Below are 16,303 nucleotides of genomic sequence, written 5' to 3' on the forward strand. Positions count from 1 at the left end.
CGTCATGCGGGGGAAACGTATGGGCGAACGAACCACTTCTTCCAGCTGGGCGATGGGGATTGTCAAGGCGCTGGAAATGGACGGCCTGGATTGTCGCGCGCTGTTCGGGCAACTGGGGCTGGACTTTGATGCGTTGGACGATCCGGACGCCCGGTTCCCCCAGGACTCGATGACGCGACTCTGGCAACGGGCGGTGGAGCTATCGGGTAACCCGGCCATCGGCCTGAACATGGGCAAGGTAGTCCGCCCGGCGTCGTTCCATGTGGTGGGTTATGCCCTGATGTCCAGCCGCACGTTGATCGAGGGTTTCCAGCGGCTGGTGCGCTATCAGAGAATCATCGCCGAAAGCGCCGAGGTCAGTATTCGCCAGTTGGATGGCCATTACGGACTGATCCTGACGGTGCACGGCGACCATATTCCGCCCACCCGGCAAAGTACCGAGGCCTCCCTGGCCTGTGCGCTGAGCCTGTGCAACTGGCTGACCGGACGCACCCTGCATCCGGTGAAAGTGTTGTTCCAGGCCCCTGAACCCCTTGATCCGACACCTTACCAGCAGGCTTTTGCCGCGCCGCTGATATTCAATGCGCCGTACGATGCGCTGGTCTTCGAGCGCTCAGACATGGAAGCGCCGCTGCCGACGGCCAACGAGGCCATGGCATTGCTTCACGACCGCTTTGCCGGCGAGTACTTGGCCCGTTTTTCGGGAAGCCGAGTGACCCACAAGGCGCGGCAAGCCCTCTGCCGGCTGTTGCCCCAGGGCGAACCCAAGCGCGATGTGGTGGCGCAGGCATTGCACTTGTCCCAGAGGACCTTGCAGCGACGGCTGCAGGAGGAGGGCACCAGCTTCCAGCATTTGCTCGACGACACCCGCCGAGAACTGGCCGAGCAGTACCTGACACAGCCGGACATGACATTACTGCAAATCGCCTATCTGCTGGGGTTTGCCGATCCGAGCAATTTTTTCCGCGCCTTCCGCCGCTGGTTCGATGCCACGCCCGGAGAATACCGGGCGGCAAGGGGACTCAAGCCGGTCAGTGACGCCAGAACGCCGGGATGCACAGCACGAACACCGTGATGATTTCCAGGCGACCCAGGAGCATGCCCGCCGACAGGATCCACTTGGCCGCATCCGGCAGCGGCGCGAAGTTGCCGGCCGGCCCGATGGTTTCCCCCAACCCCGGGCCGACGCCGGACACCGTACTGGCTGCCCCGGTCAGCGCGGTCATCCACTCCACGCCCAGCAAGGACAGCAGGAGGGCGATCACGCAGATGGTGATGGCGAAGAAGAACGAGAACGTAAGGATCGACCGCACGATTTCTTCATCGAGGCGGTGACCGTTGTATTTTTGCTTGATCACCGCGCGCGGGTGGATCAATTGCATGAGGTTGGCCCTGAGCAGGATATACGCGACCTGGAAGCGGAAAATCTTGATCCCGCCAGCCGTCGAACCCGAGCAGCCGCCCACGAAGCCCAGGTAAAAAAACAGCATGAGCGAGAAATTGCCCCAGAGGCTGTAGTCTCCCAGGGCGAATCCCGTGGTGGTCACGATGGACGTCACATTCAGCGCCACGTGGCGCAGTGCGTCCAGCCAATGCAGGTCGGTGGTGGCCCAATACCAGGTGCCGAGGACCAGCCAGGTGACCAACAACACACCGATCAGACCCTGAACCTGCTGGTCCTTGATCAGCGCCCGACGATGGCCTCGCAGCATCGCGACATACAGGGCGAACGGCAGGCTGCCGAGGATCATGATGACGATAGCGACCCAATGCACCGCCGGTTGGGTCCATTTGGCCAGGGACAGGTCCGAGGTGGAAAACCCGCCGGTGGAGATCGCCGACATCGAATGGTTGATGGCATCGAACGGGCTCATTCCAGCCCACCAGAGCGCCAGGGTTCCGAATATGGTAATGCCGACGTAGGACGCCACGATCAGTCGCGCCACCATATGGGAGCGGGGCATGACTTTTTCCGAACGGTCCGACGACTCGGTCTGGAACAGCCGCATGCCACCGATGCGCAGCAGCGGCAGGATCGCTACCGCCATGCCGATGAAACCGATACCGCCGAGCCAGTGCAGCAGCGAGCGCCACATGAGGATGCCGGGAGACATGGTGTCCAGGCCACTGAGGACCGTAGCGCCGGTGGCGGTGATCCCCGACATGCTTTCGAAGAACGAATCCGTATAGCTGATGTGCTGGGTCAGCAGAAATGGCAGCGCCGCGAAGATGCACACCACCACCCAGCTGCTGACGGTCAGCAGGTACATGTCCCGGGGGCGCAGATGAATGTGTTCAGGGCGTCCGGGCAGCACCAGGGCCAGGCCGGCGACGAAGGTGATCATGCTCGACCAGAGAAATGATGGCAGGTCGCCTGTGCGCTCGAAGACCAGCAGGGTGGCCATGGGCACGACCATGAAGATCGCCAGCGTGATCAGGAAGATGCCGATGATAAAACCAATGATCCGTAGGGTCGGCAACGCCATGGAGTCCGCTCGGGCTGAAAGGGAAGGGCGCCATTCTACCTGCGACAGACTTCGTGTAAACCAGCCCCTTTGGGCGCTTGCGGCGAGCAGGAGCCTGACATCGGAATTTGCGCTGACGGACGGGCCGTGCAGCCACTAGAATAGTCGGACATTTTTTCCAGGGAGGTGCCTGATGCAGGCTCTCGACGTACTGCTCAACCGTGTTTCCGTTCCACGCCTGATGGAGCCGGCGCCCACGGCCGAACAACGGGAAGTGATGTTCGCTGCCGCAATGCGCGCTCCGGATCACGGCCAGTTGCGGCCATGGCGTTTCCTGACGGTCGAAGGGCAAGCGCGTTATCGCATGGGCGAACTGCTGGCCGAAGCGGCGCGCTTCAATGACCCGCTGGTACCCGAGGCCGTGGTGGAAAAGGCCCTCAATGGCCCGTTGCGCGCACCGCTCGTCGTGGTGGTGATCGCTCGTCTGCAGGACCATTTCAAGGTGCCCAAGTCCGAACAGCTGCTGGCGGCGGGTTGCGCGGCGCACGCCATCCTGCTGGCGGCCTACGCCCAAGGCATCGGTGGAGTCTGGCGCACGGGGGAACTGGCCTATTCGCCACATGTGGCCGAGGGGCTTGGCCTGGAGGTTGGCGAAGAGGTGATCGGCTTCCTCTACCTGGGCACGCCGCAGAAAGAAGCCCGGATCGCGCCGAAGGAGGATACGGCTGAATTCGTTGGTGAGTGGACGGGGGCGTAGGTCCGTCAGACTAACCTGTGGGAGCAAGCGTTTCTCCCACAGGTTGTCCGCCGTTTGAGCTTTCGGTGTTGGTTATTTGCAGACGTCTGCAATGGCCCCGGCCAGCAAGTCCAGGCGAGTGGCGTCGATGCCGGCCACGTTGGCCCGGCCCGTACCGACCATGTACACGCTGTGGCACTCGCGCAGTTGCCTGACCTGTTCCGGATTCAAACCGGTGTAGGAAAACATCCCGCGTTGCACGCCGATATGGGCGAAGCGTTCCCGTAAACCATGGGGCTCCAGCGCCTCCAGCAGGCCATTGCGTAACTGCGCGATACGCAGCCGCATGTGCTCTACCTCATCGCTCCACCGGCTTTTAAGTGCTGCATCACCGAGGATGGTCGCCACCACCGACGCGCCATGATCCGGTGGGGTCGACCACAGGTTGCGGGCAATATTCGCCAGTTGGCTGCGCACGTCCACCAGCTTGTCGGCATCGCGGGCGCAGACGATCAGCGCGCCGGTACGGTCGCGGTACAGGCCGAAGTTCTTGGAGCAGGAGCTGGTGATCAATACTTCGGGCAAGGTATCGGCAAACAACCGGACAGCCCAGGCATCCTGCTCCAGGCCATCGCCAAAGCCCTGATAGGCGAAGTCGATCAGCGGCAGCAGTTCACGGCTGCGCACCACCTCCAATACCTGGCGCCATTGGTCATGGGACAGGTCGAAGCCGGTGGGGTTGTGGCAGCAGGCATGCAACAGCACCACATCACCGGTCGGCGCTTGCTTCAGGGTCGCCAGCATCGCCTCGAAATCCAGACGGTTGTCGTTGCCCACGTAAGGGTAATGACTGGCCTTGACGCCGGCGGCTGCAAAAATGGTTTCGTGGATCGGCCACGTCGGATTGCTCAACCAGACGCCACGGCCCGGCAGGCACTGGGCGATGAAATCGGCGCTCAGGCGCAAGGCCCCGGTGCCTCCCGGGGTCTGTGTGGCGCCAGCACGCTGTTGCGCGATCAGCGAGGAGCCGGCGCCCAGCACCAGCGCGTTGATCAAGTGGCCGAATACAGCATCGCCATGACCACCGATGTAGGTCTTGGTGGTCTGGCGATCCACCAGCCGCTGTTCGGCCAGTTTCACCGACTCCAGGATGGGCGTCAGGCCCTGTGCATCCTTGTAGACGCCAACGCCCAGGTCGAATTTGCTCGGGTTGCTGTCCGCCCCGTAGGCCTCCATCAAGCCCAGGATCGGGTCGCCGGGCACCCGGCCGATGGCGTCGAAATGCATTACTTGCGGCCCTCGGCGGTTTTGGCCACGTCATCGGTGCGGGCGGCCATGATGAAGTCGTTGCGGTGCAGGCCCTTGATGGAGTGGCTCCACCAGGTCACGGTGACCTTGCCCCATTCGGTGAGCAGGCCAGGGTGATGGCCTTCGGCCTCGGAAATCTCGCCGACGGCGTTGGTGAACGCCAGGGCATGCTTGAAATTCTTGAACAGGAAGACTTTTTCCAGCTGCATCACGCCGTCGCGCACTTCGATGTTCCAGTCCGGGATCTGCTTGATCAGGACCGGCAGTTCTTCGTCGCTGACTTGTGGGGCGTCGGCGCGGCAGGCTTCGCAGTGGGCTTGGTTCAGAGTGTTCATGGTGTGTTCCTGGATCAATAGATGAAAGCGTCGATGCACCCACGCTAAAGCAAAGCCGTGCGGTGCAACAGACTCACTTGAGGTCGAAAAACGCCATTCAGGCGGCTTTCGGCGGAAATTTCGGTGCGTGCAGGCCCAGTTCCCGGCCGCGCTTGACCATGCCCATGATGTCTTCGTGGGCCAGGTCGAACAGGCGCTTGAGTTCGGGCAGCACGAAATACACTGGCTGCAGGATGTCGATGCGATACGGCGTGCGCATGGCTTCCAGCGGGTCGAAGGGCTGGTGCTCCGGCTCATCGGACAGGCAATACACGGTTTCCTTGGGCGATGACAGGATGCCGCCGCCGTAGATGCGTCGACCTTGAGGCGTTTCCACCAGGCCGAACTCGATGGTCATCCAGTACAGGCGAGCCAGGTAGACGCGCTCTTCCTTGGAGGCCTGCAGGCCGAGCTTGCCGTAGGTGTGGGTGAACTCGGCGAACCAGGGGTTGGTCAGCAGCGGACAGTGGCCGAATATCTCGTGGAAGATGTCCGGTTCCTGCAAGTAGTCCAGTTCTTCACGGGTACGAATGAAAGTCGCCACCGGAAACTGCTTGCTGGCAAGCAATTCGAAGAAGGTCTGGAAGGGGATCAGCGCTGGCACCCGGGCGACTTGCCAGCCCGTGGTCTCGCCCAGCACTTTGTTTATTTCTCCCAGCTGCGGAATGCGGTCGTGGGGCAGGCCAAGTTTGTCGATGCCGTCCAGGTATTCCTGGCACGCACGGCCTTCGATGACTTTCAGCTGGCGGGTGATCAGCGTGTTCCACACCGCGTGTTCTTCGGCGGGGTAGTGAATAAAACCTTGCGCATCGGGCTCGCGGGCCACGTATTGCGTCTGCTTCATGCTGCTCTCCTGCTGTTTTTTCACCGGTGTTTCGAACCGGGGAAAGCTGTTTGTTGTTATGTCCAGCGATGCATTAGAGATAAACCCGATACACGCAGATGCACAGCAGCTCCATGGAAGGCGAGACGGGCGATTGATGGAAATTCGTAACGTTTTCTTTACGTATCTGAACGGAGTTAACGCGTATCGAGATTTCGCGGTGGGAATCGGCCTACAACTGTCACATAATCTTGACGACTATTTGCGCTGCCAGACAGAAAAAAGCGGGTGGCGTGCAGGCTGTTCCTACTCATCGGGCCTTTTATGCGCATCAAAGTCCATTGCCAGAACCGCATCGGCATCCTTCGGGATATCCTCAACCTGCTGGTGGAATACGGAATCAACGTCGCCCGGGGCGAAGTCGGTGGCGAGCACGGCAATGCGATCTACCTGCATTGCCCGAACCTGATCAACATTCAATTCCAGGCGCTGCGACCGAAATTCGAGGGCATCGCCGGGGTATTCGGCGTCAAGCGCGTAGGGCTGATGCCCAGCGAGCGGCGGCATATGGAGCTCAATGCCCTGCTCGGCGCCCTGGAGTTTCCGGTGCTGTCCATCGACATGGGCGGATCCATCGTCGCGGCCAACCGGGCGGCGGCGCAGTTGCTCGGGGTGCGGGTGGATGAGGTGCCGGGCATTCCATTGTCCCGGTACGCCGAGGATTTCGATTTGCCGGAACTGGTGCGAGCCAATCAGTCGCGCATCAACGGACTGCGGGTCAAGGTCAAGGGTGATGTGTTCCTGGCCGACATTGCTCCGCTGCAATCGGAGCACGACGACAGCGAGGCCATGGCCGGCGCGGTGTTGACCTTGCACCGCGCCGACCGGGTCGGTGAGCGTATCTATAACGTACGCAAGCAGGAACTGCGGGGCTTCGACAGTATCTTCCAGAGCTCCAAAGTCATGGCGGCCGTAGTCCGCGAAGCCCGGCGCATGGCACCGCTGGATGCGCCGCTGCTGATAGAAGGCGAAACCGGCACCGGCAAGGAATTGCTGGCCCGTGCATGCCATTTGGCGAGCCCTCGCGGGCAATCGCCATTAATGGCGCTCAACTGCGCGGGGTTACCGGAGTCGATGGCCGAGACCGAGCTGTTCGGCTACGGCCCCGGCGCCTTCGAAGGCGCACGCGCCGAAGGCAAGCTTGGCCTGCTGGAGCTCACTGCCGGAGGGACCCTGTTTCTCGACGGCGTGGGCGAGATGAGCCCGCGTCTGCAAGTGAAGCTGCTGCGCTTCCTGCAGGACGGTTGCTTCCGACGGGTGGGCAGCGATGAAGAGGTGTACCTGGATGTGCGGGTGATCTGCGCGACCCAGGTGGACCTGTCCGAGCTCTGTGCTCGGGGAGAATTCCGCCAGGATCTGTATCACCGCTTGAATGTGCTGTCGCTGCACATCCCGCCGCTGCGTGAATGTCTCGATGGCCTGGCGCCGCTGGTGGAGCACTTTCTCGATCAGGCCAGCCGGCAAATCGGCTGCTCGTTACCGAAGCTGGCTCCGGCGGCAATGGAGCGACTGAGCCATTACCACTGGCCGGGCAATGTCCGGCAATTGGAAAACGTATTGTTCCAGGCCGTCTCCCTGTGCGATGGCGGTACGGTGAAGGCCGAGCACATCCGCTTGCCGGACTATGGCGTGCGTCAGCCCCTGGGGGATTTTTCCCTTGAAGGCGGGTTGGATGAGATCGTCGGGCGTTTCGAGAAGGCCGTGCTGGAACGCCTGTATTCCGAACACCCCAGCAGCCGGCAGTTGGGTAAGCGGTTGGGGGTTTCCCATACGACCATTGCCAACAAGTTGCGTGAGTATGAGGTGGGCAAGGAGCCGGCTCGTGAGTGACTGACAAACAGTTCCTTTTGTGGCGAGGCTATCAAAGGCCGTTGCTTGCCGTAAGCGGCATGACACCGCCGGTTTTACGTCTTTCCCCTTGCTGAAAAAACTCCCTTCAATTCCCTCAAACCCTTTGTTTTCCGGGCTCTTGAGCGTCAGGAAATAACTTGGTCTGCAAATTGCTTAAGGCTCAGCAGTACAGCAGTGGGCGGCAAACGTCCGGCATGCAGAGGAACGAAAGTGGACAAGTACCTTTATGTGGCAATGACCGGTGCCAGCCAGAACGCATTGGCGCAGCGGGCTCATGCCAACAACCTGGCGAACATCTCCACCAACGGTTTTCAGAAAGACCTGGAGCAGGCGCGTTCGATGCCGGTGTTCGGCGACAGCTTTCCGGCGCGGGCATTCGCCATGTCCGAACGTCCTGCCACTGACTTCACCCCAGGCGCGCTGGTTGAAACCGGTCGCGACCTCGACGTGGCGGTCAGCGGGCCAGGCTGGATGGCCGTGCAGAACCCGGACGGCGGTGAAAGCTATGTGCGTACCGGCAGCCTGAACGTTGACGCCTTGGGCGTTCTGCGGGCCGGCAACGGTATGCCGGTGATGGGCAACGGCGGTCCGATTGCCGTGCCGCCGGAGCAGAAAATCGAGATTGGCCAGGACGGTACCATCAGCATCCGCGCCATGGGCGAAGGTCCGCGCGTGATGGCTGAGGTCGACCGCATCAAGCTGGTCAATCCCGACCTCAAGAATATGACCAAAGGGCTCGACGGCTCGATTCGTACCAAGGATGGCCAGCCGGCGCCGATCGACGCCAACGTGCAGTTGGTGTCGGGCTTCCAGGAAGCGAGCAACGTCAACGCCGTGGATGAGATGACTTCGGTGCTGGCCCTGGCCAAGCAATTTGAGCTTCACGTGAAAATGATGAACACCGCCAAAGAAGGCGACGAGGCCATGGCTCGGGTCTTGCAGATCTAACCATTAATTAAAGCGTCGCGCCGAAAATCAGGCGTACGAGGAGAATCGAATGCTTCCGGCTCTGTGGGTTGCCAAAACAGGTTTGTCCGCCCAGGACACCAACCTTTCCACTATTTCCAACAACCTGGCAAACGTCTCGACCACGGGTTTCAAACGTGATCGCGCCGAGTTCCAGGACCTGCTGTACCAAGTCAAGCGCCAGCCAGGTGCCCAGTCGACCCAGGACAGCGAACTGCCGTCGGGCCTGCAAGTGGGTACCGGTGTGCGCATCGTCGGCACGCAGAAGAACTTCAACGCCGGCAGCCTGCAAACCACTGAGCAGCCACTGGATATGGCCATCGACGGTCGCGGTTTCTTCCAGATCCTGCAACCGGACGGCACCACGTCCTACACCCGTGACGGTACGTTCCACCTCGATTCCAATGGCCAGATCGTCAACGCCAGCGGTTTCGCCCTGGAGCCGGCCATCATCATCCCGAACGATGCCCAGACCTTCACCGTGGGCCGTGACGGCACCGTGTCCATCACCGTGGCGGGCAACCCGGCCGCTCAGGTGATCGGCAACCTGCAGACCGCCGACTTCATCAACCCGGCCGGCCTGCAAGCGGTGGGCAACAACCTGTTCCTGGAAACCGCCGCCAGCGGTGCGCCACAAGTCGGTACGCCGGGCCTGAACGGTTTCGGCACCACCCTGCAGAACACCCTGGAAACCTCCAACGTGAGCACCGTTGAGGAGATGGTCAACATGATCACCACCCAGCGCGCCTACGAGATGAACTCCAAGGTGATCTCCACCGCCGACCAGATGCTCTCGTTCGTTACGCAGAATCTGTAATTACGTCCATGAGGCGGTCGCAAGCCGCCTTGCAACACCTAGAGGTAGGGTCATGAATCGCTTTGTATCTGTACTGGCACTGAGTGGGATCACCGCGCTCGCGGGCTGCGTCGCGCCTACGCCCAAGCCCAATGACCCATACTACGCTCCGGTGTTGCCGCGCACGCCGTTGCCGGCCGCCGCCAACAACGGCTCGATCTATCAGGCCGGTTTCGAGCAGAACCTGTACAGCGACCGCAAGGCCTTCCGGGTCGGTGACCTCATCACCATCACCCTGAACGAGCGGACCCAGGCCAGCAAGAACGCCAACTCGCAGATCGACAAGACCAGCGAAACCAGTGTCGGCCTGACCTCGTTGTTCGGTTCGAGCATGACCACCAACAACCCTATCGGTGGCGGTGACCTGAGCCTCAACGCCGGCTATGGCGCCGACCGGGCCACCAAGGGCGACAGCAAGTCCGGGCAGAGCAACAGCCTGACCGGCTCGATTACCGTCACTGTCGCCGATGTGCTGCCCAACGGCATCATTGTCGTACGTGGCGAGAAGTGGCTGACCTTGAATACCGGTGACGAACTGGTGCGCATCGCCGGCATGGTTCGTGCTGACGATATCGCTACCGACAATACTGTGTCGTCGACTCGTGTGGCGGATGCGCGCATCACCTACTCGGGTACCGGTGCGTTTGCCGATGCGAGCCAGCCGGGCTGGTTCGACCGTTTCTTCCTCAGCCCGAAGTTCCCTTTCTAGGTGGCCCCGTTGAATCTTAAGAAGCTGTTGATGGGTGCATTGCTGATGTCGGCAGCCTTCGCCGCTCAAGCCGAGCGTTTGAAGGACATCGCCAGCATTTCCGGTGTGCGTTCCAACCAGTTGATCGGCTACGGCCTGGTCGTGGGCCTGAACGGCACCGGTGACCAGACCACCCAGACGCCGTTCACGCTGCAGACCTTCAACAACATGTTGTCGCAGTTCGGTATCAAGGTACCGGCCGGTTCGGGCAACGTGCAGCTCAAGAACGTCGCTGCGGTGTCGGTCAGTGCCGATCTGCCAGCGTTCGCCAAGCCCGGTCAGCAGGTGGACATCACCGTTTCGTCCATCGGTAACTCCAAGAGCCTGCGTGGCGGCACACTGCTGCTGACACCGCTCAAGGGTATCGACGGCAACGTCTACGCCATCGCCCAGGGCAACCTGGTGGTGGGTGGTTTCGATGCCGAAGGGCGTGACGGTTCGAAGATCACCGTCAACGTTCCGTCGGCCGGTCGAATCCCCGGTGGTGCGTCGGTGGAGCGTGCGGTGCCGAGCGGTTTCAACCAGGGCAACAGCCTGACGCTGAACCTCAACCGCTCCGACTTCACCACCGCCAAGCGCATCGTCGACAAAATCAACGACATGCTCGGCCCAGGCGTGGCCCAGGCCATCGACGGCGGTTCGATCCGCGTCACCGCGCCCCTGGACCCGAGCCAGCGGGTCGACTACCTGTCGATCCTGGAAAACCTGGAAATCGATCCTGGCCAGGCTGTGGCGAAAGTCATCATCAACTCGCGCACCGGCACGATCGTGATCGGCCAGAACGTCAAGGTTTCGCCGGCCGCCGTGACCCACGGCAGCCTGACGGTGACCATCACCGAAGACCCGATCGTCAGCCAGCCGGGCCCGTTGTCCAACGGCCAGACCGCGGTAGTTCCCCGTTCGCGGGTCAATGCCGAACAGGAAGCCAAGCCGATGTTCAAGTTCGGCCCGGGCACTACCCTGGATGAAATCGTCCGGGCGGTGAACCAGGTCGGCGCGGCACCGGGTGACCTGATGGCAATCCTCGAAGCCTTGAAGCAGGCCGGGGCGTTGCACGCCGACCTGATCGTGATTTAAGGAACGAGCCATGGATATGCGCAAAGGTGCCTTGATCAGCGGGGATTCGGCGTCCTACTCGGACCTGAATCGCCTGAACCAGCTCAAGGTCGGCGACAAGAACAGCGATGGCAACCTGCGCAAGGTGGCGCAGGAATTCGAGTCACTGTTCCTCGGCGAAATGCTCAAGTCCATGCGTTCGGCCACCGAGGCCCTGGGCAAGGACAACCCCATGAACACGCCCGAGGCCAAGCAGTACCAGGAAATGTACGACCAGCAGTTGGCCGTCTCCATGTCCCGCGAAGGTGGCGGCATCGGCCTGGCCGATGTGCTGTTGCGTCAGATGTCCAAGAACAAACCGTTGGCGTCGGGCGAGGCGGCTACTTTGTCGGCTGCCAAGCAGCAAGAAGCGCTGGACAAGGTGGCCAAGGCGCCGGTACCCACGCCCGTGGCGGCGGGAACGTTGTCCGACGGGCCTCTTTCGCGCACCAGCGGCCAGCGTCCGTTGTGGGCGTCGCGGGCCGCGAATGCGCCGCATGGCGCAGAAGGCATCCACCGCAACGACATGGAACTGCTCAACCAGCGTCGCCTGGCCCTGCCGCCGAAACTGGCTGACCGCTTGCTGGCCGGCCTGGTGCCTTCGGCCGCGGTCAACGCCACGGGCGACGCCGCTGCGCAAAATATTCTGCCGGATCGTGCCGTCGCAGCCGTCAAGCCCGCGTCCGGCGAATTGGCCAATGGCGACTGGCTGGCTGCGCTCAAGGCCTCCGAGTCGAAAGGGGATATGCAGATCTACGGCCGTGCCGTGGCCCAGCCGCCACTTGCGCCGGCCCGCAAGGCCTTCCGCGATGCCGACGAGTTCGTCAACGCCATGTTGCCCATGGCCAAGGAAGCGGCAGATCGCATCGGTGTCGACCCGCGTTACCTGGTGGCCCAGGCCGCCCTGGAAACCGGGTGGGGCAAATCGGTCATGCGCCAGCCTGATGGCAGTAGCAGTCACAACCTGTTCGGCATCAAGGCCAGCCAGAACTGGAAAGGCGGTTCGGCGCGGGCAATCACCAGCGAGTTCCGTAATGGCGAGATGGTCAAGGAGACGGCCGAGTTCCGTTCCTACGCCTCGTACCGCGACAGTTTCCATGACCTGGTCAATCTGCTGCAAAGCAACAGCCGCTATCAAGATGTGCTGAAGTCGGCCGATAACCCGGAACAGTTTGTACGCGAGCTGCAAAAGGCCGGTTATGCCACCGACCCGAACTACGCCCGCAAGATTTCGAATATTGCCCGGCAGATGACGAGTTACCAAAACTACGCATCTGTAAGCGCCACCACGACTTTATAAGGTCTGAACCATGAGTTTGCTCAACATAGGGATGTCGGGTCTGTCTGCAAGCCAGACCGCGTTGGTGACCACCGGTAACAACATCGCCAACGTCGATACCGCCGGTTATTCGCGTCAGCAGACCGTGCAGACCACGAAGGCGTCGAACCAGTACGGCAACGTGTTCATCGGTTCGGGCACGACGCTGGCCGATGTGCGCCGGGTGTATAACTCCTATCTCGAAGCTCAACTGAAGACCACCACATCGCTCAACAGCGATGCGGCAGCCTATCAGGGGCAGATCACGCCCCTGGATTCGTTGTTGTCGGACAGTGGCACCGGCCTGAACGGCGCGCTGACCAAGTTTTTCGCCTCGGTGCAGAACGTCAATGCCAAGCCGGGCGACGATGCCTCGCGTCAGTTGCTGCTCAGCGACGCCCAGGCCTTGAGTAACCGGTTCAATTCGGTTGCCAGCCAGATGACGGAGCAGAGCAATAACATCAACGGCAACCTGAGCAGCATGGTCGATCAGGTCAATAAACTGGCGACCACCATTGCCCAGTTGAACAAGAAAATCGCCGAAGTCTCCAACACCGGCGGTGCGCCCAACGACCTGCTGGATTCCCGTGGCGAGGCCATTCGCCAGTTGTCGACTTTCACCGGCACCCAGGTCGTGGAAAACGGCAGCAGCCTGGACATCTACCTGGGCTCCGGCCAACCGCTGGTAATGGGCAACATCACCAATACCCTTGAGGCCGTGCCGGACAAGAACGACCCGGGTCGCATGGGCATCCAGCTCAACAGCGGTTCCAGTTCCATGGACATTACCTCGGTGCTCACCGGTGGCGAAATCGGTGGCCTGATGCGCTACCGCAGCACCGTGCTCGACCCGGCCATGAACGAGTTGGGCCGTGTGGCGCTGGTGGTCGCCGACCAGATGAACCGCATCCAGGCGTCCGGCATCGACATGAACGGAGCCTTCGGCTCCAACCTGTTCAGCAACATCAACAGCACCGCGCAGATGAGCCAGCGCAGCGTCGCTTCACTGAACAACAGTGCCGGCGCCGGTAACTTCAACGTGTCCATCGAGGACACCGGCAAGCTGACCACCAACGACTACAAAGTGACGTTCACCAGCGCCACCGGGTACATCGTGCAACGCTTGCCCGAAGGCACGTCGATGGGCGCGTTCAGCACCACCACCACACCGCCACCGGTGATCGATGGTTTCTCCATGTCCTTCGCTGGCGGCGCTCCGGTGGCCGGTGATTCGTTCAAGATCACCCCGACCCGCAACGCGGCGGGCAGCATCAAGACCGAAATGACCGACTCCAAGCGGTTGGCGATTGCCGCGCCGTTGGGCGCTGCCATCGCGCCGGGCGGTAGCGGCACGCTGACCATTCCTGCCAGCGGCCAGCCGACCCTGACGACGAAGTTTGACATCTATGATCAAGCCACCACGTCCATCATCCAGGACGGCATCAAGAATTCCATGCCGGTCAAGGTGGTCTTCGACGCGGCTTCAGGTACCAGCCAGGGTTACCGCTTGCTGGATGCCAAGGGCGGCCTGATCAGCAGCGGCACGATCACCCCTGGCCAGAGCAATACACTGAGCTTGAGTGTTCCGCTCAAGGACGCCAGCGGCAACCCGATCATGGATTCGTCCGTTCCGCCGGCACAGCGCACCGTCACGTTCGAGATGTCCATTGCTGGAGCGCCATCGGATGGGGCTGGCATCAACATCAGCCTCAGCCAGCCCGGCAGCCTGGACAACCGTAACGGTACTGCCCTGGCTGCGTTGCAGACGGCCAAGACCGTGGACACCGGTTCGAGCAGCAAGGGTATTTCCCTGAACGATGCCTACGGCAAGCTCGTGGAAGGCGTGGGGGCCAAGGCCGCCCAAGGCAAGCTCGACAGCGCCGCCACCGGAGCGATCCTGAACAACGCCAAGAACGCCCGCGATTCGCTGTCGGGTGTGGACCTGGACGAAGAAACCGGCAACCTGGTCAAGTTCCAGCAGTACTACACCGCGTCTTCGCAGATCATCAAGGCGGCGCAGCAAATCTTCAGCACACTGATCAACAGTCTTTAAGGAGCCGTAGCCCATGCGCATCTCTACCTCCCAGTTTTACGAAAGCACGGCTGCGAACTACCAGAAGAACTTCGCCAAAGTCGTCAAGACCAGCGAAGAAGCCAGCAGCCTGGTGCGGGTCAATACCGCCGCCGATGATCCGGTAGGGGCTTCGCGCTTGTTGCAGTTGGGTACGCAGGCTTCGATGCTGAATCAGTATTCGGCCAACATGACCACCATCAAGGGCACGCTGGGCCAAACCGAAGCGGTGATGACGAGTATCAATAATGTGCTGCAACGGGCCAAGGAACTGGCTTTAGGTGCCGGTAACGCGGGCTACACCGACAGCGATCGGCAGGCGAACGCATCCGAGCTGGGGCAGATCGAAGAGCAGTTGCTCAGCCTTATGAACAGCAAGGACGAAAACGGCAAATACATTTTCTCCGGTTCAAAGGGCGACGTAGCGCCGTTCTCGCGCAATAGCGACGGCACGTACAGCTATAACGGAGATCAGGTGACGCTCGATCTGCCGATTGGCGATACCCAGTCGATGGCCACCAACAGTACCGGTTGGGAAGTATTCCAACAGGCAATCAACACCAATCGCACCGGAACCACGCTGGTAGCGCCGGCCGTGGATGACAATCGCGTGGTGTTGTCCAACGGTCAGGTCGAGTCCGATGTGACCTACAACGCCAAATTTCGCAGCGGTGAACCTTACACCGTATCGTTTTTGAGCAGCACTCAGTTGCAGATCACCGATGCGTTGGGCAATGACGTGACGGCTGAAGCCAGCCAGAACGGCGCGTTCAAATCCGGCACCGCAGATTCGCAGACGGTGAGCTTCCGGGGCGTTGATTTGAAGCTCAACATTAACCTCAAGGCCGGTGATACCAACCCTGACGCTGTTATCGCCGGCCACACGTTTACCCTGGCGGCCAAGCCGGACAGCTTCATCACGTCGCGCAGTCCGGGTAATCCGACCGCAGCCCTGGTCACGGGTGCCACGGTGACTAACAGCGTGGACTACCATGCCAGCTTCCCAAGCGGCGGAGCGGTCCTCAAGTTCACCAGTGCCACCGATTTCGAGCTGTATGCGTCCCCCCTGACCGCCAATAGCACGCCGGTATCTACTGGCACCATGGCCGGAACGACTGCAACGGCCTCAGGTGTTTCGTTTACCGTGTCCGGCACGCCTGGTACAGGCGATCAGTTTTCCATAGGGGTCAATACGCACCAGACCCAAAACGTCCTGGACACCGTAAGTCAGCTGAAAACAGCGTTATCGACGCCAACCAATAATGACCCGATCGCCATTCAGAAAATGAACGCGGCGGTCCTTGCCGGTGTCGGTAACTTGTCTGCTGGTATTGATAAGCTGTCGTCGAGCCTCAGTTCGGTGGGCGGGCGCGGGGCATCGCTGGTGACCCAGACCGACATCAACCAGAGCCTGGCGTTGGCCAATACCCAGACTCAGGGTGCCATCCGCGATTCCGATCCAGCGGAAGTCATGACCCGCCTGACGCTACAGCAAACCATGCTGCAGGCTTCGCAACTGGCCTTCAGCAAAATCGCTCAGTTGGGCCTGTTCAACAAAGTCTGAGTCAGCGCCTTTGTGATCATCCTGCGATGGTTGCGAATGCCGAGCGAAAAACCGTTTTCATTCAGCGG

Annotated in this window: 14 protein-coding genes; 10 read left to right on the plus strand and 4 right to left on the minus strand. The window is 61.1% G+C overall.

All coding sequences use genetic code 11. The features are described from left to right. Window positions 1-19: 19 nt before the first annotated feature. Complete coding sequence (locus tag AD666_RS18040; RefSeq protein ID WP_053154862.1) at window positions 20-1,075, plus strand: AraC family transcriptional regulator; 1,056 nt, start codon at window positions 20-22, stop codon at window positions 1,073-1,075. Here the strand turns inward: AD666_RS18040 and AD666_RS18045 are convergent. Then, window positions 1,032-2,486: a TrkH family potassium uptake protein gene (locus AD666_RS18045; protein WP_053154865.1), complete on the minus strand. Its 1,455-nt coding sequence runs from the start codon at window positions 2,484-2,486 to the stop codon at window positions 1,032-1,034. The two genes, AD666_RS18040 and AD666_RS18045, sit on opposite strands and share 44 nt — an antisense overlap. A gap of 172 nt (window positions 2,487-2,658) precedes the next feature. On the opposite strand from AD666_RS18045, the gene AD666_RS18050 reads away from it, so the two are divergent. Beyond that, window positions 2,659-3,222: an NAD(P)H nitroreductase gene (locus tag AD666_RS18050; RefSeq protein ID WP_053154868.1), complete on the plus strand. Its 564-nt coding sequence runs from the start codon at window positions 2,659-2,661 to the stop codon at window positions 3,220-3,222. Between the two features lie 72 nt (window positions 3,223-3,294). On the opposite strand, the gene AD666_RS18055 is transcribed toward AD666_RS18050, so the two are convergent. The 3 genes from AD666_RS18055 to phhA all read right to left on the minus strand — a co-directional run bounded on the left by AD666_RS18055 (window position 3,295) and on the right by phhA (window position 5,727). Further along, window positions 3,295-4,488: an amino acid aminotransferase gene (locus tag AD666_RS18055; RefSeq protein WP_053154871.1), complete on the minus strand. Its 1,194-nt coding sequence runs from the start codon at window positions 4,486-4,488 to the stop codon at window positions 3,295-3,297. After that, entirely contained in the window at window positions 4,488-4,844 is a 357-nt protein-coding gene (locus AD666_RS18060) for a 4a-hydroxytetrahydrobiopterin dehydratase (RefSeq protein ID WP_003184087.1), read from the minus strand. Before AD666_RS18060 ends, AD666_RS18055 begins: the two co-directional genes overlap by 1 nt. 97 nt (window positions 4,845-4,941) lie before the next feature. Further along, window positions 4,942-5,727: a phenylalanine 4-monooxygenase gene (phhA, locus tag AD666_RS18065; RefSeq protein WP_053154874.1), complete on the minus strand. Its 786-nt coding sequence runs from the start codon at window positions 5,725-5,727 to the stop codon at window positions 4,942-4,944. Window positions 5,728-6,030: 303 nt separating this feature from the next. On the opposite strand from phhA, the gene AD666_RS18070 reads away from it, so the two are divergent. From AD666_RS18070 to AD666_RS18105, 8 genes are all read left to right on the plus strand, one after another. Further along, window positions 6,031-7,596, plus strand: a complete 1,566-nt coding sequence (locus AD666_RS18070) for a sigma-54-dependent transcriptional regulator (RefSeq protein WP_053154877.1) — start codon at window positions 6,031-6,033, stop codon at window positions 7,594-7,596. A gap of 231 nt (window positions 7,597-7,827) precedes the next feature. Continuing rightward, window positions 7,828-8,565 (plus strand): flagellar basal body rod protein FlgF, encoded by a 738-nt coding sequence (locus AD666_RS18075; RefSeq protein WP_003199043.1) that lies wholly within the window; start codon window positions 7,828-7,830, stop codon window positions 8,563-8,565. Between the two features lie 49 nt (window positions 8,566-8,614). Continuing rightward, complete coding sequence (gene flgG, locus AD666_RS18080) at window positions 8,615-9,400, plus strand: flagellar basal-body rod protein FlgG (RefSeq protein WP_053154880.1); 786 nt, start codon at window positions 8,615-8,617, stop codon at window positions 9,398-9,400. Window positions 9,401-9,452: 52 nt separating this feature from the next. Then, window positions 9,453-10,148, plus strand: a complete 696-nt coding sequence (gene flgH / locus AD666_RS18085; RefSeq protein WP_053154883.1) for a flagellar basal body L-ring protein FlgH — start codon at window positions 9,453-9,455, stop codon at window positions 10,146-10,148. 30 nt (window positions 10,149-10,178) lie between these two features. Beyond that, window positions 10,179-11,264 carry a flagellar basal body P-ring protein FlgI gene (locus tag AD666_RS18090; RefSeq protein ID WP_172679650.1) on the plus strand — a complete coding sequence of 362 codons (1,086 nt, stop codon included), beginning with the start codon at window positions 10,179-10,181 and terminating at the stop codon, window positions 11,262-11,264. Between the two features lie 10 nt (window positions 11,265-11,274). Beyond that, complete coding sequence (gene flgJ / locus AD666_RS18095; protein ID WP_053154889.1) at window positions 11,275-12,582, plus strand: flagellar assembly peptidoglycan hydrolase FlgJ; 1,308 nt, start codon at window positions 11,275-11,277, stop codon at window positions 12,580-12,582. Between the two features lie 10 nt (window positions 12,583-12,592). Then, on the plus strand, window positions 12,593-14,653 hold the full coding sequence (gene flgK / locus AD666_RS18100) for a flagellar hook-associated protein FlgK (protein ID WP_053154891.1): 2,061 nt from the start codon (window positions 12,593-12,595) through the stop codon (window positions 14,651-14,653). Window positions 14,654-14,666: 13 nt separating this feature from the next. Beyond that, window positions 14,667-16,235, plus strand: a complete 1,569-nt coding sequence (locus AD666_RS18105; RefSeq protein ID WP_053154894.1) for a flagellar hook-associated protein 3 — start codon at window positions 14,667-14,669, stop codon at window positions 16,233-16,235. Window positions 16,236-16,303 lie beyond the last annotated feature (68 nt).

It is taken from the genome of Pseudomonas sp. Pf153 (assembly GCF_001269775.1).
In the GTDB taxonomy this organism is placed as follows: Bacteria; Pseudomonadota; Gammaproteobacteria; order Pseudomonadales; family Pseudomonadaceae; genus Aquipseudomonas; species Aquipseudomonas uvaldensis.

Excerpts from the sequence above, each read along its gene's own strand:
- AD666_RS18050 (WP_053154868.1), top strand. The coding sequence starts at position 2,659 with ATGCAGGCTCTCGACGTACTGCTCAACCGTGTTTCCGTTCCACGCCTG.
- AD666_RS18045 (WP_053154865.1), bottom strand. The coding sequence starts at position 2,486 with ATGGCGTTGCCGACCCTACGGATCATTGGTTTTATCATCGGCATCTTC.
- AD666_RS18070 (WP_053154877.1), top strand. The coding sequence starts at position 6,031 with ATGCGCATCAAAGTCCATTGCCAGAACCGCATCGGCATCCTTCGGGAT.
- AD666_RS18060 (WP_003184087.1), bottom strand. The coding sequence starts at position 4,844 with ATGAACACTCTGAACCAAGCCCACTGCGAAGCCTGCCGCGCCGACGCC.
- AD666_RS18040 (WP_053154862.1), top strand. The coding sequence starts at position 20 with ATGGGCGAACGAACCACTTCTTCCAGCTGGGCGATGGGGATTGTCAAG.
- flgH (WP_053154883.1), top strand. The coding sequence starts at position 9,453 with ATGAATCGCTTTGTATCTGTACTGGCACTGAGTGGGATCACCGCGCTC.
- flgJ (WP_053154889.1), top strand. The coding sequence starts at position 11,275 with ATGGATATGCGCAAAGGTGCCTTGATCAGCGGGGATTCGGCGTCCTAC.
- AD666_RS18105 (WP_053154894.1), top strand. The coding sequence starts at position 14,667 with ATGCGCATCTCTACCTCCCAGTTTTACGAAAGCACGGCTGCGAACTAC.
- phhA (WP_053154874.1), bottom strand. The coding sequence starts at position 5,727 with ATGAAGCAGACGCAATACGTGGCCCGCGAGCCCGATGCGCAAGGTTTT.
- AD666_RS18090 (WP_172679650.1), top strand. The coding sequence starts at position 10,179 with ATGGGTGCATTGCTGATGTCGGCAGCCTTCGCCGCTCAAGCCGAGCGT.
- flgK (WP_053154891.1), top strand. The coding sequence starts at position 12,593 with ATGAGTTTGCTCAACATAGGGATGTCGGGTCTGTCTGCAAGCCAGACC.
- flgG (WP_053154880.1), top strand. The coding sequence starts at position 8,615 with ATGCTTCCGGCTCTGTGGGTTGCCAAAACAGGTTTGTCCGCCCAGGAC.
- AD666_RS18055 (WP_053154871.1), bottom strand. The coding sequence starts at position 4,488 with ATGCATTTCGACGCCATCGGCCGGGTGCCCGGCGACCCGATCCTGGGC.